Source organism: Janibacter corallicola NBRC 107790 (assembly GCF_001570965.1).
GTDB lineage: Bacteria > Actinomycetota > Actinomycetes > Actinomycetales > Dermatophilaceae > Janibacter > Janibacter corallicola.
This window is the reverse complement of sequence record NZ_BCSR01000027.1, coordinates 11918-33016: the sequence shown is the minus strand read 5'-3', so window position 1 is coordinate 33016 and position 21099 is coordinate 11918. Positions and strand designations below refer to the sequence as shown.

Genomic DNA, 21099 nt, shown 5'->3' with positions numbered 1-21099 from the left:
GACCTCGGAGGGGTTCAGTGAGCCACAACATCATCGTCGTCGGCCGCCAGAAGACCGGCACCACCGGCGTGTACAGCCTGATCAAGTCGGCCCTGGCACCGATGGCGCAGGAGTACCTCTTCTCCTTCGAGCCGAACCGGTTCGACCCGCTGGAGCAGGCCCTGCGGACCTCGCCGCAGCTGAGCGTCATGACGAAGATCATGTACAAGAACATGGCCAACTTCCCGGTCGCCGCCTTCGACCGGCGGGTGATGACCGTGCGTGACCCGCGGGACGCCCTCATCAGCACGCTGCTCTTCAAGCCGCTCATCAAGAGCGTGGTCTCCACGGTCGAGATGTCCGAGCACGAGCGCTTCCTCAAGGCGTTGCGGCGCAAGGAGCGCGACCCGGGCAGCATCAGCGTCAAGCGGCTCATGAGGCTGGGCAACCAGGTCGGGTACAAGAAGTGGCGCCCGGGCACCGAGGAGCTGCTCGAGATGACCGACTTCGCCAGGGCCAACGAGTTCTTCCTCGTGTACTACGAGGACTTCGTCGACGACCGCGTGGACACCCTCGCCCAGTACCTCGGGCTGCCGCTGAACGCGCAGCAGTCCGCCACCCCGGCCTGGCTCTCCCACATCTCCCGCTCCAAGGGGCACGGCGCGTGGCGGGACTGGATGACCCCCGAGGACGTGGAGTTCTACCGGCCCCTCCTCAAGGAGGCCATGGACGCCATGGGCTACGAGGACGACTGGGAGCTGAACCCCGAGCCGTCGATCGACCCGGCGACCTCCTCCCGCTACGTCGCGGACGCGATCGCCAAGCGGCGCACGGAGCTCGCGGCGGGACGGCAGCCCGACACGGGGCACTCGGCGGCGACGCTCGCGACCCTCCACTCCCGGGCCACCGACGGTGGCGCGAACGACGCGCTGCAGCTCGCGCAGGCGCTGGACCAGCCGGAGGCCGGCATGATGCGGTGGCCGCGCTCCGCGCTGCACTGGGCACGGGAGGCCGAGATGCAGGGCGTACAGGCCGCCACCGACGTCCGGGCACGCCTGGAGCGCGAGCTGGCCGACACGCCCCCACCGCGTGCGTGACCGGATCCCCCTCGGGGTGCGCCGGCGCGTCCTCGGTGTGCTGCCGAAGGGGGCGTGGCCGAGGATCCGCGCGGTCCTCGACGGAGAGACACCGGCCCAGGAGGCCCTGCGGGAGGCCCGGCGCCGCCGGCACGAGCAGCGGCACGCATCCGGCCCCGGCCTGGTCTCGGTCGAGCACGACGGCCACCTCGTCGTGGCGCGGGAGGTCGACTCCTTCGCCGGGGAGACGGTGCGCCGGGAGAACCTCGCCCTGACCGCGGAGCTGCTCGAGCGGGCGGGCATCGAGTGGGTGCTCCTCGACGACCCGCCGGCCGGACGCAGCGTCGTCGTCGTGCCCGCGGCCTCCCGGGTGCGCTTCCGGGAGGCACTGCGGCACTGCGGGGCCGATCCGTCGCTGCACGTCGCCGACCCGGGCGGGGACCGCATCCGATCGGCAGCGGCCGGGGCGGACGCCGAGGGCCACGCCGTGGTCCTCTTCCGCCTCCTCGCCCACGGCAGGCGCGTCCTCGACGCGGGGGTCCTCGGCTGCGAGGTGCAGTTCTGGGGAGCCACCGCGGCCGGTCAGCGGGACTCCGGTGGCGACCTGCTCCCCGAGGGCACCCTGGTGGCGCCGGTGAGGAACCGGTGGGTCGACCACGTCCGCCCGCGCGAGTGGGCGGAGGCGAGACGGGGGAACGATGGCCACCCCCGGCTGCCCGGCACCGACGGGTCCCACGTGGAGGACGTCACCTTCCCGATCGACGTCGTCTACACGTGGGTGGATGGCGAGGACCCGGAGTGGCTGGCGCGCAAGGCGGCGGCCCGGGGCGGCGAGGTCGACGGGGCCCGCCACGCGACCGCCGCGAACGAGTCGCGCTACGAGGACCACGACGAGCTGCGCTACTCGCTGCGCTCGCTCCAGATGTACGCCTCGTGGGTGCGCCACGTCTACCTCGTCACGGACGCGCAGGTGCCGTCCTGGCTGGACCGGGACCACCCCGGCATCACGGTCGTGGACCATCGGGAGATCTTCACCGACACCGACGACCTGCCGACCTTCAACTCGCACGCGATCGAGGCGCAGCTGCAGAACATCGAGGGGCTCTCGGAGCAGTTCCTCTACCTCAACGACGACGTCCTCCTCGGGCGGCCGGTCCCTCCGGAGCTCTTCTTCACCCCGACCGGGCAGACGCGCTTCTTCCCGTCGACGGCGAAGCTCGGACTCGGCCCCGCCGAGGAGGACGAGGCGCCGGTCATGACCGCCGCGAAGAACAACCGCGACCTGCTCCGGAGCCGGTTCGGCCGGACCTTCACCGCGAAGATGAAGCACGTCCCGCACGCGCTGCGCCGCAGCATCCTGCAGGAGATGGCGGCGGCCTTCCCGCAGGCATACGAGCGGACGGCTGCCCAGCGCTTCCGCAGCCCGCAGGACCACGCGATGGTCTCCTCGCTCCACCACTGGTACGCCTACGTGACCGGCAGGGCCCAGCCCGGCGCCATCCGGTACTTCTACACCGACATCAACCACCCGGCCGCGCCGCGCCGGCTGCGCTCGTTGCGGGAGCGGCGGGACGTCGACGCGCTGTGCCTGAACGACCACGCCCGGGACGAGGCCGGCACCGCGGAGGGCCACCGGGCCCTGCGGGCGTACCTGGAGCAGGCCTACCCGGTACCGAGCTGCTACGAGCGCTGAGCGGCCTCAGGGGCCGTTCTCGAAGGGGGCCGGCTCGGGGAAGTACTCCGCCATCCAGTCGACGATGAAGTCCTGGTTCTCCGGGAGGGCCTCGGCGTTGTCGTTGATGCAGAAGCAGTCCCGGTTGCGTCGGTCCATCAGCCGCGACATCCGTTCGGGGATGCTCGGGTCGCTGAGATCGAAGTAGTCGTAGCGGATGGACCCGGGGGCCGCCATCCCCTTGAGGTATCCGTAGTAGTGGTGCAGCCACTGATTCGGCTCGTAGTCCTGCCTGGAGCGGAAGCGGCTGGTCACGTTCTGCTCGAAGACCTCGGGGAAGGTGGCCTCGAGGTCTGCGAAGATCTCCCGCCGTTGCGGCACCGGCGTGTGGAAGAAGTTGCGGGTCGCGGTGCGGCCGAAGTGCTCCTCGAGCAGCCGCGCGACGTTGCGCCGGGCGTTCTCGTGAGGCGGCCCCTCGCCGGGGGGCGCCAGCGGCAGGGTGGAGCGTGACATGAAGAACTTCGCGACGCCGTTGGGGTGGAAGAACTGCTGCGGGGAGACGGGCCGGCCGAAGAAGACGTCGTCGTTGATGTAGAGGTAGTGCTCGGAGAGCCCCTCGATGTGGTGCAGCCGGCTGCCGATGGAGTGGGAGTTGAAGGTCGGCAGCTGGTCGGGGTGCTCGAAGATCTCCCGATGGTCCACGACGGTGACGCCCGGGTGGTCGGTGTCCAGCCACCCGGGGACCTGCCGGTCGGTGACGAGGAAGATGTTGCGCGCCCACGGGGCGTAGCGGTGGGCCGAGCGAAGGGCGTAGCGCAACTCGCCGTAGTCCCGGAAGCGTTCCGCCGAGACACCCGATTCGACCGGGGCCTCGTCCACCGGTCGGCCCGCGCGGCGCAGTGCCTCGGCCCGCCGAGAGCGCCACTGCGGATCGCTGTCGTCGACCCACAGGTAGACCAGGTCGACATCGAGGTCGAAGTCGAAGACGTGCCTGGTGGCCAGGGGGGCGAAGGTGCGCAGCGAGGTCCCCGCCACAGTCAGCTGCGTGCTCTGCTGCAGCGTGGCGGAGATGTGCCGGGTGCGGGTGTTGCGTGTCGGTGACTCGAGGGCGCCGTCCTCGTCCCGCTCCCACCGTTGGAGGTGGATGCCCTGGCCCCGTCCGTAGATCTCGCCGTGCTCGTGGGCGGCCCGCACCTCGAAGAGGATGATGTGGGTCTGGGTCGCGAGGGCCGGCCGCACCCGCGGGTCCTGCAGGGGCGCCGACCACCACCGGACGTCGTCGCGGCGGTCCCGGGCCAGGAGGGCGACGTAGAGCTGCTCCGTGCCCTCCGGCCCGGCGCCCAGCACCTCGAGGAACCGGGTCCACTCCTGCGGCGCCATCCCGATGTTGACCGACCCGGAGCCGGACTCGGGGGCGGCGAAGTAGTCGACGTCGTGCCGGTCCAACAGCTCCGCGACGAGGCGCAGGTTCTCGCTCCGCGCCACGTCGGCCGTCATGCCGGGCCGGGTGCGGTAGAGCACGAGGCGCCCGTCCCGACGGCTGACGAAGGTGCCTGGCGCCAGCGTCGACCCGGGGAGGGAGTCCAGGAAACGCTTGCGCTCCAGCCGGTTGGCCACCTTGTACAGGTAGCGGGCCCGGCGGTGCCCGCTCAGGCGGTGGGCGATCGAGGGGCGCGGTGCGGCCGGGAGGGCAGGGCCCTCCTCGGGCGAGGGGCTGGGCATCGGACCCACGCTACTGGCTGACGGGTCGGCCGGGTCGGTCATCGCGGCTCGCTCCGGACGTCCGTCTCGAAGGGGGAGGCGAAGGGCAGCAGCATCGTCAGGACCCGGGCGACCCGGGCGTCCGCGGTCTCGCACTGCTCGGGGTCGATCCAGGTCTCGTTGAGGCAGTAGAAGTCCACATCGTCGCGCAGCAGCAGTCGGTTGATGCGCGCGTCGACGTCCGGGCTCCAGATGTCGATGAACTCGTAGCTGGTGTCCGTCGCCACCCCGCGCCCGGTCGCGGCCGCCCAGGAGGACTGCAGCTGCGCCGCGAGCGAGATGTCCGTGGCAGAGCGGAAGCGCGCCCGGCGGGTGCGGGCGACCAGCTCGGGCTCGGCCCGCTCGATCTCCTCGATCACTCCCCGGTGCTGGGGGTGCGGCGTGTGGCGCGGGCGCGTCATCGGGCGGCGCGCGAAGTGGCGCTCGATGACCCTCCGGCCGTTCTTGAAGGCGGACACGACCGGCAGGTCGACGTCCGAGGGGAGCTCGTCGTCGACCGGGATCCGGGAGGGGAAGTAGCGGATGTCCCCACCGGCGCCGAAGAAGTCCTCGGGCCGCAGCGGCCGCGCGAGGAAGACGTCGTCGTTGAAGTAGACGTAGTGCTCGCTCAGGCCGGGGATGCGGTGCAGGCAGGCCTCGATGGCGTGGGAGTTGAAGGTCGGCAAGTCATCCGGGTCGGGGAAGATCTCGTCGTGGCGCACGACGTTGATCTGCGGGTGGCTGGTGTCGAGCCAGTGCGGCACCTGACCACTGGTGACGACGTGGATGCGCCGCACCCAGTTGGCGTGGGCGACCAGCGAGCGAAGGGAGTAGCGCAGCTCCTCACGGCTGGTGAAGCGGGCGGGGGACCAGGCGCTGGCGTGCGATCCGGCCAGGGAGTCCCCGGCGCGCCGGGCGTCGAAGTCCGCCCGCCATGCCGGGTCGCTGGAGTCGACCCACGTGTAGACGACGTCGACGGGGAAGGTGACCTGCTCCAGCGGCGGCGACTGTCCGCGCCGGTCGGCCTGCGCGGCCGCGAGCTCCTGCGGGGTGAGGGTGCGGGTCCGGGGGTTGGTCCGGGGCGCGACCAGCGACCCCGCGGGCAGCATCCGGCCGTCCGGGGAGGCCCGGGAGGTGCGGATCCGCTCCCAGATCTCGATGTCGACGCCCAGGGCCATCGTCGGCAGCAGCCGGCCGGTCACGGACACCTGCGGAGAGAAGACGCGCAGCACGTCTCCGGAGCGGATGCCCGGCAGCCGGGGCAGGGCGCGGGCGGGGCCGGCCCCGCGGGAGGTGATCCGGGCGAGGTGGAGACGGCGCTCGGTGCCGAGCACGGAGAGGGTCGCGCGCAGGGCCTCGATGTCGCTCGAGGCGACCACCACCCGGTGGGGCTCCTCCCGCACGGCATCCAGCTGCACGTGGGCGATCCCCGCGTCCCGCAGCGCCTCGGTCACGCGGTCGCGGCACTGGTCCCGCAGCGCCCACGCGTCGAAACGGTCGACGATCCGGGCCTCGAGGACGGACCGGCCGCGACGCACCCGCACGGCCTCTCCGGGCGTCAGCCCGGCGACGGGGACGGGGCGGGTGCCGTCACGGACGGACCGCGCGAGGAGCCGGACGTCGGAGGTCAGGTGCTCGAGCAACGTGCGGTCCTTGAACGTCTTCGCAAAGGGTGTGGCACCGTCACTCTAGGTGCCGACGCCTCGCCGTTGGGCCGCGACACGGGGGCCGACCCCGCTCAGAGCACCGGCGGGTGACCCATCCGGGTGAGCCGCAGGACGGTCCGCCACCGCATCGGGCGACGCCCGCCCGGGTCGGCCGCGAGGCCCTCGCGGAAGCCGCGGAACCACGCGCGCAGGTTCCCCGGCTGGCGCCAGGTGCGGGCGACCGTGATGAGGGTCCACGCGAGGACGTAGACCACCGCGAACGGCCAGGGCAGGTTGCGCCGGGCCACCCACACCCGGTTCCGGGCGTTGAGCCGCCAGAAGATGGCGTGCCGGGTGGCCTCGGTGGCGGGGTGGTGGATGACCACGGACGGGTCGTAGACCAGCTCCCAGCCGTGGTCGCGCAGTCGCCAGGCCAGCTCGAGTCCCTCGTGGCCGAAGAAGAAGGATCCGGGGAAGCCCCCGACCTCCTCGTAGGCCGCGCGCCGGATGACGACGACGCCCTCGCACACGGCGAAGGCCGGACCGCCGACACCGGGGTCGCCCACGCGCGCCCGCGGCACCCACCGGCGCAGCGTGACACCGTCGGTGTCGGTGACCCGGGCGTGGACGAGCGCGAGGTGGGGGTCCGAGTGCAGCCTCGCCACGGCGTGCGCCAGCGCGCCGCCGTCCCGCAACCACGCGTCGTTGTCGAGGAAGAAGACGAACTCCGAGTCCCCCTTCGCGAAGCCGATGTTGCGACCCTCCGCCGGGCCGACGTTCTCGGGGAGGTGGATGGTGCGCACGTCGTCGGGGAAGCCGGCGGGCTCCCACCCGTTGCCGACGAGGTAGAGGTGGACCTCCACGCCGCGCTGGGAACGGACGGACTCCAGGGCGTGCAGGGTCTCCTCGTGGCGGTCGCCCTGGCTGAGGACGACCACGTCGACGGACGGCTGGGCCATAGGGGGTCCTCTCGGTGGGTCGACCGGCCAGCCTACTGTGTCGCAGGCCGACTGCCGGGACGATGCCCCATAGACTCGAGCGGTTATCGCTCCGAGCTCCGCTCCAACGAGGTGCACCTGTCATGGGCAAGACCGTCATCACGTACGGCACGTTCGATCTCTTCCACATCGGACACCTGAACATCATCAAGCGGCTCAGCGCGCTCGGCGACCGGCTGATCGTCGCGGTCTCCACCGACGAGTTCAACGCGATCAAGGGCAAGAAGCCGATCGTGCCCTTCGAGCAGCGCCTGGAGATCGTCGACAGCATCAAGTACGTCGACCTGGCCATCCCCGAGGACCGGTGGAGCCAGAAGCGCGAGGACATCGAGACCTACGATGTGGACATCCTCGGCATGGGCGCGGACTGGGAGGGCAAGTTCGACGACCTCGCCGACAAGGTCGAGCTGGTCTACCTGCCCCGTACCGACGGCATCTCCACGACCGAGATGAAGCGGGTGCTCAGCGCCTTCGACACCCGGCACGTCGAGGAGCTGAAGCGCACGATCGACAACATCGGGCAGATCGTCAAGGAGCTCAGCTGAGCTGACGGCGCGGAGGACGACTCCGCGTTCACCGGGTGTCCACCCGGACTCAACCCCGGCCGACTACCTTCGCCGCCGTACGCGCCACCACGGCAAAGGAAAGGTCGGGCCGATGCCCAAGAGCCCCACCGACGAGCTCCTGCAGCAGATCGTCAAGCAGCTGCGCACGACACGGGAGATCCCCTCGACCGCGTTGGGCCTGCGACGTGCTGCCGTCCAGGACGCGGTCGACCACATCCGCGGCGACGAGCGGTTCGCCGACGCGCAGGTGCACCAGCACAACCCGCAGGCCCTGGGTCGCGCGCTCGCCGAGGCGCCCGCGGCGTCCGGACTCGTCGCCGAGTTCGGGGTGCACAGGGGCCAGAGCCTCTCCCGGATCGCCGACCACTTCTGCGACCAGACCGTCCACGGCTTCGACTCGTTCGAGGGCCTGCCGGAGGCCTGGAACGGGAGCGGGAAGGACGCCGGTGCCTTCGACATCGGCGGCCGGCCGCCCGAGCTGCCCCAGACGAACATCGAGTTCCACGTCGGCTGGTTCGACGAGACCGTTCCGGTCTTCGCGGCCGCGACGAACGAGGCGTTCCGCTTCGTCCACCTCGACGCCGACCTTTACGGCTCGACGAGGACCGTCTTCGACGAGCTGGGCGACCGGTTCCTCCCCGGCACCGTCGTGGTCTTCGACGAGTACTTCGGGTACCACGGGTGGCACCGCCACGAGCACCGCGCCTTCACCGAGTTCCTGGAGGGCCGGCCGGACCTGGACTTCGAGGCCGTCGCCATCGGGCACATGAACCTCGCGGTGCGCCTGCGGGAGTCCTGAGCACTGGGGCGAGGTCGCGGGCGACGGGGGGAACTGCGAGGAACCACCGGGTGGCCAGGGGCGGGGTCGAACCGCCGACCTTCCGATTTTCAGTCGGACGCTCGTACCAACTGAGCTACCTGGCCGAGCTGGTCCGTGACGGACCAGCGAGCGACCCTGACGGGACTCGAACCCGCGACCTCCGCCGTGACAGGGCGGCGCGCTAACCAACTGCGCTACAGGGCCTTGCAGTGCAAGGCGTGCTTGCGTATCCCCAACGGGATTCGAACCCGTGCTACCGCCGTGAAAGGGCGGGGTCCTAGGCCGCTAGACGATGGGGACCCGATGACGGACCCTCGCCACACAGCAGGCAGGGCCCGAATCCGTCGAGGACTTTCGAAAGCATACGAGACCGGCGCCGGAACGCCAAAACGGCGCGTTGGCCCACCCCGGATGCCCGCGAGTGTCCTTCCTGGACCGAGGGGGACGGGTCAGGAGCCCCTCGCCCAGGCCCGGAGCCGGTCGACCTCCCACGTCGTGACGATCCGCTCCTGCGGGACCCCGAGCCGTTCGGCGCGCTCGGCGCCGTAGGCCTTCATCTCCAGCTGCCCGGGGGCGTGGGCGTCGGAGTCGATCGCGAAGAGGCAGCCGGCCTCCAGGGCCAGCTCGACGAGGTCGTCGGGTGGGTCGCACCGCTCGGGGCGGGAGTTGATCTCCACGGCCACGTCGTGCTCGGCGCAGGCCTCGAAGACGGCGCGGGCGTCGAACTCGCTCTGCGGCCGGGTGCCCCGCGAGCCGGTGACGAGCCGTCCCGTGCAGTGCCCCAGGACGTTCACGTGCGGGTTCGCCACCGCGGTGAGCATGCGGCGGGTCATCGGCTCCCTGGGCATCCGCAGCTTGGAGTGCACCGAGGCGGTGACGAGGTCGAGCCGGTCGAGCATCTCCTCGGACTGGTCCAGCGAGCCGTCGTCGAGGATGTCGACCTCGATGCCCGCGAGGACGGTGATGCTCTCCCCGAGCGAGTGGTCGATGCGCCGCAGCAGGTCGATCTGCCGGGCGAGGCGGGCGGCGCTCAGGCCGTTCGCGATCCGCAGGCGGGGGGAGTGGTCCGTGAGCACCATCCACTCGTGGCCGAGCTCGACCGCGGTGAGGACCATCTCCTCGATCGGGCCACCGCCGTCGGACCAGTCCGAGTGCAGGTGGCAGTCGCCGATGATCGCCTCGGTGAGGGTCTCGCCGCCGGTGACGAGCGGCCCGCCGTGCTCCTCCTGCTTGGCCGCGAGGTAGTCGGGCAGCTCGCCTGCCGCTGCCTGGGCGATGACGCCGGCGGTGGAGGGGCCGATGCCCGGCAGGTCGGTGAGGGTGCCCCCTTCGACGTGGGTCGCCAGCTCGCCTTCGGCCAACCCGCGGACGACGTCGACGGCGCCGCGGAAGGCCTCCACACGACGGCTGTGCTGGCGGGTGCGCTCCAGGAGGAAGCCCACGCGCCGCAGCGCGTCGACCGGGTCGACCGGTGCCTCCAGCGGCTGCAGGGACCTCATCGCGTCACCAGGAGGTGTGCAACGGTCGGCCCTCGGCGAAGCCGGCGGTGGACTGCAGGCCGACGAGGGCCCGCTCGTGGAACTCCTCGAGCGTGCTCGCCCCCGCGTAGGTGCAGCTGCTGCGCAGCCCCGCGATGATCTCGTCGATGACGTCCTCGACGCCCGGCCCGGAGGGGTCGACGTACATCCGGGAGTTGGAGATCCCTTCCTCGAAGAGGCCCTTGCGGGCACGGTCGAAGGGGGAGTCGGTCGCCGTGCGGTTCTGCACCGCCCGCGCGGAGGCCATGCCGAAGGACTCCTTGTAGCTGCGGCCGTCGGAGTCGGTCACCAGGTCGCCGGGGGACTCCAGGGTCCCGGCGAACCAGGAGCCGATCATCACGTTGCTCGCACCGGCGGCGAGGGCGAGGGCGACGTCGCGGGGGTGGCGCACACCGCCGTCGGCCCAGACGTGCTTGCCCAGCTCGCGGGCGGCGGCCGCGCACTCCAGCACGGCGGAGAACTGGGGGCGCCCGACGGCGGTCATCATCCGGGTCGTGCACATCGCGCCCGGGCCCACACCGACCTTGACGATGTCGGCGCCGGCCTCGATGATCTCGCGGGTCCCCTCGGCGGAGACGATGTTGCCCGCGACGACCGGGACGTGCGGGTCGAGGGCCCGCACTGCGGCCAGAGCGTCGAGCATCTTGCGCTGGTGGCCGTGGGCCGTGTCGACGACGAGCACGTCCGCGCCGGCCTCCAGCAGGGCCGCTGCCTTGCCGCCGACGTCGCCGTTGATGCCCACGGCGGCGCCGATCCGTAGCTGCCCCCGGGCGTCGACGGCGGGGGTGTACATGCTGGCGCGCACCGCCCCCTTCCGCGTCTGGATGCCCACGAGGCGACCGCCGGAGTCGACGACGGGAGCCACCCGGCGGCGGGCGGCGTGCAGCGCGTCGAAGGCCGCTCGCGGGTCGGCGTCGGCCGAGAGGGTCATCGGGTCGGGGGACATGACGTCGCGCACCTGGGTGAAGCGGTCCACTCCCTGCAGGTCCCGGCCGGTGACCACGCCGACCGGCCGGCCGTCCTCGACGACGATGCCGGCGCCGTGGGCGCGCTTGTTGATCAGGGCGAGGGCCTCGCCGGAGGTGGTGGTCGGCTCGAGCACGATCGGGGTGTCGTGGACCAGGTCGCGCTCCTTGATGAAGGAGATCACGTCGGCGACGACCTCGACCGGGATGTCCTGGGGGATGACCGTCAGGCCGCCCCGGCGGGCCGTCGTCTCGGCCATGCGGCGGCCCGCGATCGCCGTCATGTTGGCCACGACGAGCGGGATCGTCGTGCCCGTCCCGTCGCTCGTGGCGAGGTCGACGCCGTGGCGGCTCGCGACCTCGCTGCGGCGCGGCACCATGAAGACGTCGTCGTAGGTCAGGTCGAACTGTGGCATCAGGCCGTTGAGGAACTTCACGCCGGCGAGTCTAGGCCGCCGGCATGAGAGAGGATCTGGCCGTGAGCTTCCTGCAGGAGTCCCCGGCCGATGCCCGACGACGAGCGGGGCTGCGGCGCATGCGCGCCCTCGCGACGGGACTGCTGGTCCTCGCGGCGCTGGTCTTCCTCGCCACCCTCCGGCTGGACCACGGTGGGGTGTGGGGGTTCGTCAACACCGCGGCCGAGGCCGCGATGGTCGGCGCGCTCGCGGACTGGTTCGCGGTGACCGCGCTCTTCCGCCACCCGCTGGGCGTCCCCGTCCCGCACACGGCGCTGGTGAAGCGGCGCAAGGACGAGCTGGGGCGCAGCCTGCAGGAGTTCGTCTCGGAGAACTTCCTCACCGAGGAGATCGCCCGTGAGCGGCTCGCTGCCGCCCACGTGGCGGAGCGACTCGGTCGTTGGCTCGGGCAGCCGCGGAGCCGGGACCGGGTGCTGACCGAGGTCTCCCGGGGCGGCTCGCTCGCCCTGGAGCAGGTGGCCGATGACGACGTGCACGACTTCCTCTCCGAGCTGCTCCTGCCGCGCCTCGCGCGGGAGCCGGCCAGTCCGATCCTCGGGTCCCTCCTCGAGGGGGTCATCGAGGGCGGCAGCCACACCGGGCTGGTCGACCTCGGGATCGAGGAGGCCCACCGGTGGCTCTCGGACAACCCGGGCAGCTTCGCCCTCGTGCTGGGGGAGAAGGCGCCCTGGTGGAGCCCGGAGTGGCTCGACCAGCGCGTCATCGACTGGACCTACCAGCAGGCCCTCGGGTGGCTCGCCGAGATGCGGGCCGACCCCCGCCACCCGGCGAGGCGGGCGCTGGACGACCTGCTCGCCCGGCTGGCCGCCGACCTGCAGCACGACCCCGAGGTCATGTCCGCGGCCGAGACGCTCAAGGAGCGGTTGCTGGCCCACCCGCAGGTGCCGACGAGCACGGTCGCGGTGTGGCGCTCGCTGCGCGTCTCGTTGCTCGCGGCGATGGCCGACCGGGACTCCTACTTCTGGTCGCGAGGTGATCAGCTGCTCGGCAACCTCGGCGAGCACCTCGCCACGGACCCGGTGTGGCAGCAGCGGTTGGAGGGTTACCTCGGTGAGGTCGTCGCCTTCTTCGTCAACACCTACGGCGACGAGCTCGCGGAGGTCATCTCGGTGACCGTGGAGCGCTGGGACGCGGACGAGGCGAGCCGGCGGATCGAGCTCTTCGTCGGGCGCGACCTGCAGTTCATCCGGATCAACGGCACCGTCGTCGGTGCCCTCGCCGGCCTGGCGATCCACACGGTGGCGGTGCTCGTCGCCTGATGGCGCCGTGCCCGCCCGACGGCCCGGTCAGCGGCTGCCGAGCAGCACGGGGCGGCGCGGTGACTCCGGCGCGCTCGCCGTGGCCTCGGCCGGGTGCAGGTCGCCCGTCGGCCGGGGGCGGGTGCCCAGGCGCATGGCCGGCTTCTCCACGAGCCGCCAGGAGAGCAGCGCCAGCGGGGCGGTGCAGGCGATCGACAGCACGACGAAGGCGGCCTGCGGGACGAACGCGCCGACACCGGCGAGGGCGAGCAGCTGCTGGACCGGCCAGCCGTAGATGTACATCCCGTAGGAGATGTCCTCCGTGGCGGCGAACCGGGTGCGCCACGTGGACCCGACGTAGAGCAGCAGGTACGTCAGCGGGATGACCGTCAGCTGGTGCATGGCCTCCTCGCCGCCGACGAGGCAGCCGGCGACGACCCACACCCCGGCGAGCAGCCCGAGCGGGTGCGAGACCGGCAGCCGGTCCTTCAGCGAGTAGGCCATCGCGCCGGCGGCGAAGAAGGCGAAGAGGCGCACGATCTGCTCCACCTTGTTCGCGAGGCCGGTGAGGTCACCGAACCAGCAGTAGAGCAGCGGCAGCACGAGCACCGCGACCAGCATCGTGCGCGAGAGGTGGCGGCGCACCCACGGCAGCCCGATGACGAGGCCGAAGACGAGGTAGGCGAGGAACTCGTAGGGCAGCGACCACAGCGAGCCGTTCCACTCCGACGGTGCCGGGGCGCCCTGCAGGGTCGAGGCCACCGTCGGGCTGAAGACGTAGAGCAGGACGTTGTCGACGACGAAGGAGACCGCCCCGGCCGGGTGCCAGCGCCCCTCGCCGAAGAGTGCACCGAGCGGCGCGAAGAGGAAGGCGACGACTCCGAGGCACACCCAGAATCCGGGCAGGATGCGCCGCGCCCGACGGTCCAGGTAGCGGCCGAAGCCGTTGCGCAGCCGCGAGCCGGCGATGAGGAAGCCGGAGAGGGCGAAGAACCCGTTGACCGCGAGCGGGCCGATCCGCTCCCACGCCTCGTGCTCATACCCCCCGAGCGGGGAGTGGGAGGCGATGACCATCGCTGCCAGGATGAGCCGGACAGCATTGAGTGAGTTGTCCCGGCTGGACAACGCGGAGCCGATCGAGGGGAGTCGCATACCCCTCCGAGGATAACGGAAAGGTAACGGCCCGTCAGCGCAGTGGGTCGAAGGGGGTCAGCTCGGGGACCGGCCGGCCCGTCACCATGGCCTCCGCGAGGAGCTGTCCGGTGGCCGGCCCGAGGGTGATGCCCCACATCCCGTGCCCACCGGCGACGTGCACCCGCGGGGAGCTCGTGGCGCCGATCGTCGGCAGCCCGTCGGGGGTGCAGGGCCGGGAGCCGACCCACTCGTCCTCGCGGTGATCCAGGTCGACGCCGCGCAGGAAGGGGCGGGCGGCCTCGACGACGGCCTCGACCCGCCGCTGGTCCAGCGGGGCCTCGGGCGGGCGGAACTCCATCATCCCGGCCACCCGGAGGCGGCCGTCGCCGAGCGGGGTGCAGGCCACCCGCTCGTTCGGCAGGTACACCGGACCGCTCGGCTCGTGGTCGATCGGGGAGCTGAAGCTGTAGCCGCGACCGGCCTGGACCGGCGTGCGCACCCCGAGCCCCCGCACGAGGGAGCTGATCCAGGTGCCGTTTGCGACGACGACCTGCTCGTGGACCTCCGGCGCCCCCTCCGCGACGTCCAGGCGGACCCCCTTCGTCTCGGGGGTGAGACCGGTGACGGTGACGCCGGTGCGGATCGTGGCGCCGCGCGCCCGCACCGAATCGGCGAGGGAGGCGACGTAGCGGGGCGGGTGGATGTAGCGCTGGTCGAAGAGGCGGATGCCGGCCCCCACGATCTCGGAGAAGGTCGGCTCGAGTGCGCGGACCTCCTCGCCGGTGAGCTCCTCGAAGTGCATCTCCTGGCCGGCCTCGGCGATGTGGCGCAGCTCGGTGAGCATGAAGTCGGTCTCGGCCTTCGAGCGGTAGCCGGCGAGGAAGGAGTGCGCCTCGTGGGTCGGCTCGGCGACGCCGCCCTCGTGCAGCGCGTCGAAGGCCGCCAGGGCCCGGGCGTTGATCGGCGCCAGGGCGCGCATCGAGCGGTTCCACCGCCGCATCGTGGAGTTGCGGGTGAAGGTCGCGAGGAAGCGCAGCAGCCGCAGGTCGGTCGTCACCGGGACGTAGACCGGGGAGGCGGGCGAGACCACGGCCTTGATCCCGTAGGAGAGGACGGCCGGATCCGGAAGGGGGGTGGACAGGCCGGGGGTGAGCCAGCCGGCGTTGCCCCAGGAGGAGCCGGCGGCGACCCCCTCGCGGTCGACGACCTCGACCTGCACGCCGTGCTCCTGGAGGAACCAGGCGGTGGACAGACCGACCATGCCGGCGCCGATGACGGTGACCTTCTGGGGTGGGTGGGTGGCGACCATGACGTCCTCTCGAAACCGCGGCCCCGGGGTCCCCGGGGCCTCCCTCCCACTGTGCCGCACCTCACAGGGCCGCGGCAAAGCGGGTCCCCCGGTGGCGCAGCCCCTGCCGTGCCGACCACGGGCCGACCACCCACCGGGTCTCTCCGCTAACCTGCACTGGCGCCGGGCCTCTAGCTCAAGTGGTAGAGCTGCGGACTTTTAATCCGTAGGTTGTGGGTTCGAGTCCCACGGGGCCCACCCATGAGTTTCGTCGCCGAACGGGTCGAGGTGTCTGGGCGTGCTGGGATTGCACCGGGAGGGGCCAGCGACCCGTGACCGGCGACGGGGGTGCCCCGCGGCTCAGACGACCGGCGGGCGGCCCAGGCGGGTCATCCGGGCGATGGTCCGCCACCGCATCGGTCGGCGGGCGGGGCGGGTGGCCCAGGCCTCGCGGTAGCCGGCGAGGACGTCCCGCAGCGAGTGGCGCCGCAACGCGCACACGCCCGTCCACAGCACCAGGTGCGCCACCAGGAGTGGCAGCGGGAGCGAGCGCCAGGCCATCCAGGCCCGGTTGCGGGCGAGGAACCACGTGAACCGGGCGTGCCGGGAGGCCGGGGTGCGGGGGTGGAAGGCGGCGAGGTCGGCGGAGTACCAGACGCCCCAGCCGCGGTCCTGCAGCCGCCAGGCCAGGTCCGACTCCTCCATGGAGTAGAAGAAGCGCGGGTCGAAGCCCCCGATCTCGTTGAAGGCACTCGCGCGCACCGCGCAGGCGGCCCCGATGAAGTGGGTCACCGGTCCCGAGCGGTCGGCTGAGCCCTGCCCGAGGCGGGGGACGTGGCGCCGCTGGGTCGCCCCGGACTCGTCGACGATGCGGATCGCCATCGCGCCGAGGCCGGGGTCCTCGTCGAAGCGGCGCAGCACCGAGGCGAGGTGGTCCTGCCCGAGCAGCTCGGCGTCGTCGTCGAGGAAGACGACGACATCGGCCCGCGCAGCAGCGGCGCCGATGTTGCGGCCGGCGGGGATCCCGACGTTCTCCGGCAGCTCGATCAGGTGGTCCGGGGTGGTCGTCCCGGGAGCGGGCGCACCGTTGACGACGAGCACGAGATGGGCGTCCACGCCGCGCTGGGAGCGCACCGAGGCCAGCGCGTCGTGCAGCTCCGGGCGGTCGGACTGGGTGAGGACCACGACGCCCACGCGGGGGTGCTTCGGGGGCACCGGCGCCGGGGACGGGGGCGACGAGGTCGCGGTCACGGGTACGGACGGGATGAGCGGTCGCGTGCGCGGTGCGGCACGGTCCAGAGTCGGGCTGCTCACGGGGACACCTCGATACCTGTGGGGATGAGTGCGGCACAGCGGGCTGCTTCGCGCGCCTGCCGTCGGGCTGCGGTCCAGTCGCCGGACCGGGCCAGGCCGAACGAAGAGCGTCCGGCGAAGTAGACGGAGTGGGCCAGGGCCCGGCGCACCGTCGAAGGGCGGCGGGCGGGGTCGACGTGCGCGCTGACGGCGCCGATGGCGGTGACGCGCTCGCGGACGTTGGCGCCGGAGCGCACGAGCGTCGAGGTGTGCGAACCGTCGTGCTTGCGGTAGCGGGCGAGCACCTCGTCGACGAAGACCACCGGACCGTGCGCGGCGAGGCGGGTCCACATCTCCCAGTCCGCGGCGTGCGGCAGGTCGGTGCGGTACCCGCCCACCTCCTCGTAGGCGCGGCGGCGGACGACGATGCCCGGGGCCCGGACCCGGTTGGAGACCGCGAAGGCGTCGAGGGCGTCGGTCCAGACCTGGGTGCCCTCCCGGTAGGAGCGCGTCGTGTACAGCGGGGTGCCCGCCTCGTCGATGTCCTGGGCCCGGCACACCGCCGCGACGGCTCCCGGTGCGGCGAGCGCCTGCTCCATGAAGGCGTAGAAGCCGGGCAGCGTCTCGTCGTCGCCGTGCAGCAGGTGCACCAGCTCGCCCCGGGCGATCTCGAGGCAGCGGTTGAAGGTCGCGACCGCGCCGAGGTTCCGTGGGTTGCGCTCGATGCGGACCCGTCCGCGCCCGAGCTCGGCGACGACCTCCTCGGGGTGGTCCCGCGAGGCGTCGTCGACGACGACGATCTCGGCGTCCTCGCGGTCGCCGAGCTGCGCCACGACCTGGGGCAGAGCCCGCGCGAGGTGGTCGGCGCAGTCGTGGACCGGGATGAGGACGGACCAGCGCGGTCGGTCCGTGGACCCCACCGTGGCGATGGTCGGGATCGTGGCCATGACCCTCACACTCGGGGCCGATTGCCAACTCCGGGTGAACCGGGCACGTGCATCAGATGTCGGTTCGTGGACCCCTTCGTGGAAGGCGCGGTCGGGGCCTCCGGCCCGTCCTACGGTGGCCGCGTGCCAACACGAATGAGCCTGTCAATGACCCCGTCCACCGCCGTCGGCAGGGGCCGGCGCGAGCAGACCGAGGAGGTGTCGCGATGAGGTTCGGCATCGCAGGAGCCGGCTTCTCCGGGGCGGTCATCGCCCGTGAGCTGGCCGAGGCCGGGCACGAGGTCCACGTCTTCGACACCCGGGACCACGTCGCGGGGAACTGCCACACCGAGCGGGACCCGGAGACGGGGGTGATGATCCACCGGTACGGGCCGCACATCTTCCACACCGGCAACGAGCGGGTGTGGAGCTACATCAACCGGTTCGGCCGGATGATGCCCTACAACCACCGGGTCCGGACGACCGTCGGCGGGCGCACCTATCTGCTCCCGGTGAACCTGCTGACGATCAACCAGCTCTTCGGGACCGCCCTGCGGCCGGACGAGGCGCGCGCCTTCATCGACGAGCAGGCCGACCACACGATCGAGGAGCCGGCCAACTTCGAGGAGCAGGCGCTGAAGTTCATGGGCCGCAAGCTCTACGACGCCTTCTTCCACGGCTACACTCGCAAGCAGTGGGGTCTGCCCCCGACGCAGATCCCGGCCTCGGTGCTCAAGCGGCTGCCGCTGCGCTTCAGCTACGAGGACTCCTACTTCAACCACCCGTACCAGGCGATCCCGAAGGACGGCTACACCGCGATCGTCGAGGGCATCCTCGACCACCCCGGGATCGAGGTCCGGCTCGGGACTCCCTTCCCGCTGGGGGAGCGCTCGCGGTTCGACCACTCGATCTGGACCGGCCAGCTGGACGCGTGGTTCGGCCACGAGTTCGGTCACCTGCGCTACCGGACCCTGGACTTCGAGGAGATCCGGGCGAAGGGGGACTACCTCGGGTGCCCCGTGATGAACTTCGGCGACATCGACGTGCCGTACACCCGGATCGCGGAGCACAAGCACTTCGCTCCCTGGGAGGAGCACGAGGGCACCGTCTGCTTCCGGGAGTACAGCCGGCTCGCGGAGGAGGGCGACATCCCCTACTACCCGATCCGGATGACCACCGACAAGACGCTGCTGACCCGGTACCTCGACGCCGCGCGGGAGGAGCCCGACGTGACCTTCGTCGGTCGCCTCGGCACCTACCGGTACCTCGACATGGACGTGACGATCGCGGAGGCGCTAACCGCGGCCGACGGGATCCTCGAGGCGATCGACCGCTCCGAGCCGATCGCGCCCTTCTTCGTCGACGCCTAGCGAGGCGCGGGCGTCGGGTACCCCGGAGCCCGCGTCCAGTCGGCCCTCGATCTCGGTGAGGCGCGCCTCCATCCGCTGCAGCCGCCGCTCGATGACGGTCAGGCCGAAGAGGACGTCCCGGCCGCTGGAGTCCGGAGCCTTGCTGCGGGCACGGGTGAGGTATCCCGGCAGCCGGCTGTCCTGCACGGTGTTGCGCAGGTAGCGGCCGGTGAGCACCGCGGTGTGGCGCACCCCGGAGTGGCGCAGGTGGAAGGCCGCGGTCACGAAGGGGTTGTCCGTGCCCGGTCGGGTGGTCAACGTCCGCACGAAGGTGGCGAACTCCCCCTTCGCCACGGCGGTGGTGAGGCGCTGGGTGCTCGCACCCTTGTTGTTCTCCGCCAGCGCCCGCCGGATCGTCTCGAGGGGGTAGCGGGTGAGGATCGGGGTGAGCACGTCGAAGAGCTGGCGGTGGCGCTCCGGGGGAGTGCGCCGGGAGATCCACTCCATCTGGGATATGACCCACCCCAGCAGCGGGACCGTGTAGAGGTCGAGCAGGCCCTGCGCGGCGAGCCAGTCGTGGATCGTGTCGTGGTGGCTGAAGATGTGGAAGAGCCGCTCGTCCGCGGTGGCCATCGTCTGGCCGCTGCGGGCCACCCGGTGGTAGCAGAGGACCTCGGGCACGAGCGCGATCGAGCGCGCGGAGACGATGGCGAACCAGTGGAAGGGGTTGTCCTCGAAGAAGCCGTCGCCCACGGGGAAGCGGATGGAGCGGGACTCCAGCAGCTCCCGCCGGTAGAGCTTGCGCCACGGGACGGCGATGAAGCGCAGGAAGGTGTGGCTCGTCGGGACGTCGAGCTCGTAGCAGGGGTCGGTGAGCGGCGCCCACCGGTGGGCGTCCGCCGGGTCGCGGCGCTCGCCGGTGCCGTCGACCTCCTCCTGGTAGTCGCACATCGCCAGGTCGGCGTCGTGGGTGCGGGCCGCGGCGTGCAGCCGCTCGAACATCGTCGGCTCGATGTGGTCGTCGCCGTCGACGAAGCCCACCCACGGGGCGCTCGCGCGGTCCAGGCCCACGTTGGCGGGCGTGGCGACGCCTCCCGGGCTGTTCTCGCCGAGGAGGACGGGGACGAAGCGGGCGTCGCCCTCGCAGAAGCGCCTGATCAGCTCCGGCGTCGAGTCCGAGGAGCCGTCGTCGACGACGATGACCTCGATGTCGGTGAGGGTCTGGGCCGCCACGCTCGCGAGGCACTGCTCGATGTAGTCCTCGATGTTGTACGTGGTGACGATGATGCTGAGCTCGGCCATGGCGAACTCCCTTCTCTCAGGCCTGTGCGCGGCGGACGAGGCGGCTGGCGAGCCCGGCGTCCTGCCGGAAGCGGATCCGGTGGAAGTCGCCCAGGTCGATGCGCAGCATGTGGTCCTGCACCCGCAGGTTGAACTCGTCGCGGACCTCCGGCGTGATCCGGCCGGAGGCCCACCCGGTGACCCGGGTGACGAGGTCCCAGTACTGCCGGGCGAAGCGCCGCCGCTTGGCGGGTCGTGCCTCGAGCTCGGTGTAGGTCTCGTCGAGGGCGTCGATGAGGCTCAGCCGGGCCCGGCTCTCGCGGTTGGTCAGGTTGCGCCCGCCCTCGCCCACGACGTGGGTGGTGAGGGGCTGGTCGATGAGCAGGACGGTCTCGGCGTCGACGAGGGTCAGCCAGTGCCCGAGGATGTCGTTGTGCACCTGCGTGGCGCCGTAGCGCAGCCCGGTGCGCCGGTAGTGCTCGGTGCGGGCGACCTTGTTCCACGGGTAGTTCGTGAAGCCGAGCAGCCCGGGGACCTCGTCCAGCCGGGCGAGCCGCCGGGGCGAGGTCGCGTACTTGGTCCACACCGCGATGTCGTAGGAGTTCATCTCCTCGGACTCCGAGTCCGGGCGCCGGTACCGGTAGGGGAGCATCGCCACGCTCGCCCCGCTCGCGTCGAGCGCGTCCAGGGTGGTGGTGAGGGTCTCGGTGTGGATCTGGTCGTCGGCGTCGAAGAAGAGGACGTAACGGCCGGTGGCGCGGGCGAAGCCGTGGTTGCGGGCGATGCCCGCGCCGTGGTTGTGCGGGAGCGGCACGAGGACCACGCGGGGGTCGTCGACGGCCCGGACGCGGGCGAGCGAGTCATCGCTGGAGGCGTCGTCGACGACGATCACCTCGATGGTCGCGGAGTCGATGCCGAGGAAGGTCTCGATCACCCCGACGACGGTCGCGCTGGCGTTGTGCATCGGGATGACGACGGACAGGTCGGGTGGGGTCATTCGGGTGGGGTTCTTCCTGCCTGTCGGGAGGGCGGTGGGTGTCTGACGCGGCCTCAGCGTAGGCATGGATCCGGGCCCCCCGGGAGTCGTTTCGGCCCCTGCCGGGACGGTGTTCAC

17 protein-coding genes and 4 tRNA genes are annotated in these 21099 nt (G+C 71.8%); 7 read left to right on the top strand and 14 right to left on the bottom strand.

The window, feature by feature from the left end; translation table 11 throughout:
- Window positions 1-17: 17 nt before the first annotated feature.
- Both JCO01S_RS10495 and JCO01S_RS10490 read left to right on the top strand, forming a co-directional pair.
- Window positions 18-1076 carry a sulfotransferase domain-containing protein gene (locus tag JCO01S_RS10495; protein WP_068254994.1) on the top strand — a complete coding sequence of 353 codons (1059 nt, stop codon included), beginning with the start codon at window positions 18-20 and terminating at the stop codon, window positions 1074-1076.
- Complete coding sequence (locus JCO01S_RS10490) at window positions 1069-2748, top strand: stealth family protein (RefSeq protein ID WP_068254991.1); 1680 nt, start codon at window positions 1069-1071, stop codon at window positions 2746-2748. Before JCO01S_RS10495 ends, JCO01S_RS10490 begins: the two co-directional genes overlap by 8 nt.
- Before the next feature lie 6 nt (window positions 2749-2754).
- Here the strand turns inward: JCO01S_RS10490 and JCO01S_RS10485 are convergent, their stop codons facing one another.
- The 3 genes from JCO01S_RS10485 to JCO01S_RS10475 all read right to left on the bottom strand — a co-directional run bounded on the left by JCO01S_RS10485 (window position 2755) and on the right by JCO01S_RS10475 (window position 7072).
- Window positions 2755-4449 (bottom strand): stealth family protein, encoded by a 1695-nt coding sequence (locus JCO01S_RS10485; RefSeq protein ID WP_169796937.1) that lies wholly within the window; start codon window positions 4447-4449, stop codon window positions 2755-2757.
- A gap of 38 nt (window positions 4450-4487) precedes the next feature.
- Window positions 4488-6110, bottom strand: a complete 1623-nt coding sequence (locus tag JCO01S_RS10480) for a stealth family protein (RefSeq protein ID WP_068254983.1) — start codon at window positions 6108-6110, stop codon at window positions 4488-4490.
- A gap of 95 nt (window positions 6111-6205) precedes the next feature.
- Window positions 6206-7072: a glycosyltransferase family 2 protein gene (locus JCO01S_RS10475; RefSeq protein WP_068254980.1), complete on the bottom strand. Its 867-nt coding sequence runs from the start codon at window positions 7070-7072 to the stop codon at window positions 6206-6208.
- A gap of 122 nt (window positions 7073-7194) precedes the next feature.
- On the opposite strand from JCO01S_RS10475, the gene JCO01S_RS10470 reads away from it, so the two are divergent.
- A complete protein-coding gene (locus JCO01S_RS10470) occupies window positions 7195-7656 on the top strand; it encodes an FAD synthase family protein (protein ID WP_068254977.1) in 462 nt (153 codons plus the stop codon).
- 112 nt (window positions 7657-7768) lie between these two features.
- On the top strand, window positions 7769-8476 hold the full coding sequence (locus JCO01S_RS10465; protein ID WP_068254972.1) for a class I SAM-dependent methyltransferase: 708 nt from the start codon (window positions 7769-7771) through the stop codon (window positions 8474-8476).
- Window positions 8477-8527: 51 nt separating this feature from the next.
- Here the strand turns inward: JCO01S_RS10465 and JCO01S_RS10460 are convergent.
- The 5 genes from JCO01S_RS10460 to JCO01S_RS10440 form a co-directional block, all read right to left on the bottom strand.
- A tRNA-Phe gene (locus tag JCO01S_RS10460) sits at window positions 8528-8601 on the bottom strand.
- A gap of 26 nt (window positions 8602-8627) precedes the next feature.
- A tRNA-Asp gene (locus tag JCO01S_RS10455) sits at window positions 8628-8701 on the bottom strand.
- 23 nt (window positions 8702-8724) lie between these two features.
- Window positions 8725-8797 (bottom strand) — tRNA-Glu (locus JCO01S_RS10450).
- Window positions 8798-8946: 149 nt separating this feature from the next.
- Window positions 8947-9996: a PHP domain-containing protein gene (locus JCO01S_RS10445; protein ID WP_068254970.1), complete on the bottom strand. Its 1050-nt coding sequence runs from the start codon at window positions 9994-9996 to the stop codon at window positions 8947-8949.
- Window positions 9997-10000: 4 nt separating this feature from the next.
- Window positions 10001-11437: a GuaB1 family IMP dehydrogenase-related protein gene (locus JCO01S_RS10440; RefSeq protein ID WP_068254962.1), complete on the bottom strand. Its 1437-nt coding sequence runs from the start codon at window positions 11435-11437 to the stop codon at window positions 10001-10003.
- A 23-nt stretch (window positions 11438-11460) separates the two neighbouring features.
- Here JCO01S_RS10440 and JCO01S_RS10435 point away from each other — a divergent pair, with 23 nt between their 5' ends.
- On the top strand, window positions 11461-12735 hold the full coding sequence (locus JCO01S_RS10435) for a DUF445 domain-containing protein (protein ID WP_245634404.1): 1275 nt from the start codon (window positions 11461-11463) through the stop codon (window positions 12733-12735).
- A 27-nt stretch (window positions 12736-12762) separates the two neighbouring features.
- Here the strand turns inward: JCO01S_RS10435 and JCO01S_RS10430 are convergent, their stop codons facing one another.
- Window positions 12763-13866 (bottom strand): acyltransferase family protein, encoded by a 1104-nt coding sequence (locus tag JCO01S_RS10430; protein ID WP_068254958.1) that lies wholly within the window; start codon window positions 13864-13866, stop codon window positions 12763-12765.
- Between the two features lie 34 nt (window positions 13867-13900).
- Entirely contained in the window at window positions 13901-15157 is a 1257-nt protein-coding gene (locus JCO01S_RS10425) for an NAD(P)/FAD-dependent oxidoreductase (RefSeq protein WP_068254955.1), read from the bottom strand.
- Window positions 15158-15321: 164 nt separating this feature from the next.
- Here JCO01S_RS10425 and JCO01S_RS10420 point away from each other — a divergent pair.
- Window positions 15322-15394: transfer RNA gene (locus tag JCO01S_RS10420), tRNA-Lys, on the top strand.
- A 102-nt stretch (window positions 15395-15496) separates the two neighbouring features.
- Here JCO01S_RS10420 and JCO01S_RS10415 read toward each other — a convergent pair.
- Both JCO01S_RS10415 and JCO01S_RS10410 read right to left on the bottom strand, forming a co-directional pair.
- Window positions 15497-16450, bottom strand: a complete 954-nt coding sequence (locus tag JCO01S_RS10415) for a glycosyltransferase family 2 protein (protein ID WP_218002262.1) — start codon at window positions 16448-16450, stop codon at window positions 15497-15499.
- Window positions 16447-17376, bottom strand: coding sequence for a glycosyltransferase family 2 protein (locus JCO01S_RS10410; RefSeq protein WP_068254952.1), 930 nt, complete (start codon window positions 17374-17376; stop codon window positions 16447-16449). The genes JCO01S_RS10415 and JCO01S_RS10410 overlap by 4 nt, the downstream gene beginning before the upstream one ends.
- A 206-nt stretch (window positions 17377-17582) precedes the next feature.
- On the opposite strand from JCO01S_RS10410, the gene glf reads away from it, so the two are divergent.
- Window positions 17583-18725, top strand: coding sequence for a UDP-galactopyranose mutase (gene glf / locus JCO01S_RS10405; protein ID WP_068254949.1), 1143 nt, complete (start codon window positions 17583-17585; stop codon window positions 18723-18725).
- Here the strand turns inward: glf and JCO01S_RS10400 are convergent.
- Window positions 18651-20006, bottom strand: coding sequence for a glycosyltransferase family 2 protein (locus JCO01S_RS10400; protein WP_068254946.1), 1356 nt, complete (start codon window positions 20004-20006; stop codon window positions 18651-18653). The two genes, glf and JCO01S_RS10400, sit on opposite strands and share 75 nt — an antisense overlap.
- A 16-nt stretch (window positions 20007-20022) precedes the next feature.
- Window positions 20023-20982: a glycosyltransferase gene (locus JCO01S_RS10395; RefSeq protein WP_068254943.1), complete on the bottom strand. Its 960-nt coding sequence runs from the start codon at window positions 20980-20982 to the stop codon at window positions 20023-20025.
- Window positions 20983-21099: the final 117 nt, after the last annotated feature.

Bases quoted from the DNA above. Each gene is read 5' to 3' on its own strand.
- JCO01S_RS10485 (WP_169796937.1), bottom strand. From the start codon at position 4,449: ATGCCCAGCCCCTCGCCCGAGGAGGGCCCTGCCCTCCCGGCCGCACCG.
- JCO01S_RS10475 (WP_068254980.1), bottom strand. From the start codon at position 7,072: ATGGCCCAGCCGTCCGTCGACGTGGTCGTCCTCAGCCAGGGCGACCGC.
- JCO01S_RS10470 (WP_068254977.1), top strand. From the start codon at position 7,195: ATGGGCAAGACCGTCATCACGTACGGCACGTTCGATCTCTTCCACATC.
- JCO01S_RS10465 (WP_068254972.1), top strand. From the start codon at position 7,769: ATGCCCAAGAGCCCCACCGACGAGCTCCTGCAGCAGATCGTCAAGCAG.
- JCO01S_RS10445 (WP_068254970.1), bottom strand. From the start codon at position 9,996: ATGAGGTCCCTGCAGCCGCTGGAGGCACCGGTCGACCCGGTCGACGCG.
- JCO01S_RS10435 (WP_245634404.1), top strand. From the start codon at position 11,461: ATGAGAGAGGATCTGGCCGTGAGCTTCCTGCAGGAGTCCCCGGCCGAT.
- JCO01S_RS10430 (WP_068254958.1), bottom strand. From the start codon at position 13,866: ATGCGACTCCCCTCGATCGGCTCCGCGTTGTCCAGCCGGGACAACTCA.
- JCO01S_RS10425 (WP_068254955.1), bottom strand. From the start codon at position 15,157: ATGGTCGCCACCCACCCACCCCAGAAGGTCACCGTCATCGGCGCCGGC.
- JCO01S_RS10410 (WP_068254952.1), bottom strand. From the start codon at position 17,376: ATGGCCACGATCCCGACCATCGCCACGGTGGGGTCCACGGACCGACCG.
- glf (WP_068254949.1), top strand. From the start codon at position 17,583: ATGAGGTTCGGCATCGCAGGAGCCGGCTTCTCCGGGGCGGTCATCGCC.
- JCO01S_RS10400 (WP_068254946.1), bottom strand. From the start codon at position 20,006: ATGGCCGAGCTCAGCATCATCGTCACCACGTACAACATCGAGGACTAC.
- JCO01S_RS10395 (WP_068254943.1), bottom strand. From the start codon at position 20,982: ATGACCCCACCCGACCTGTCCGTCGTCATCCCGATGCACAACGCCAGC.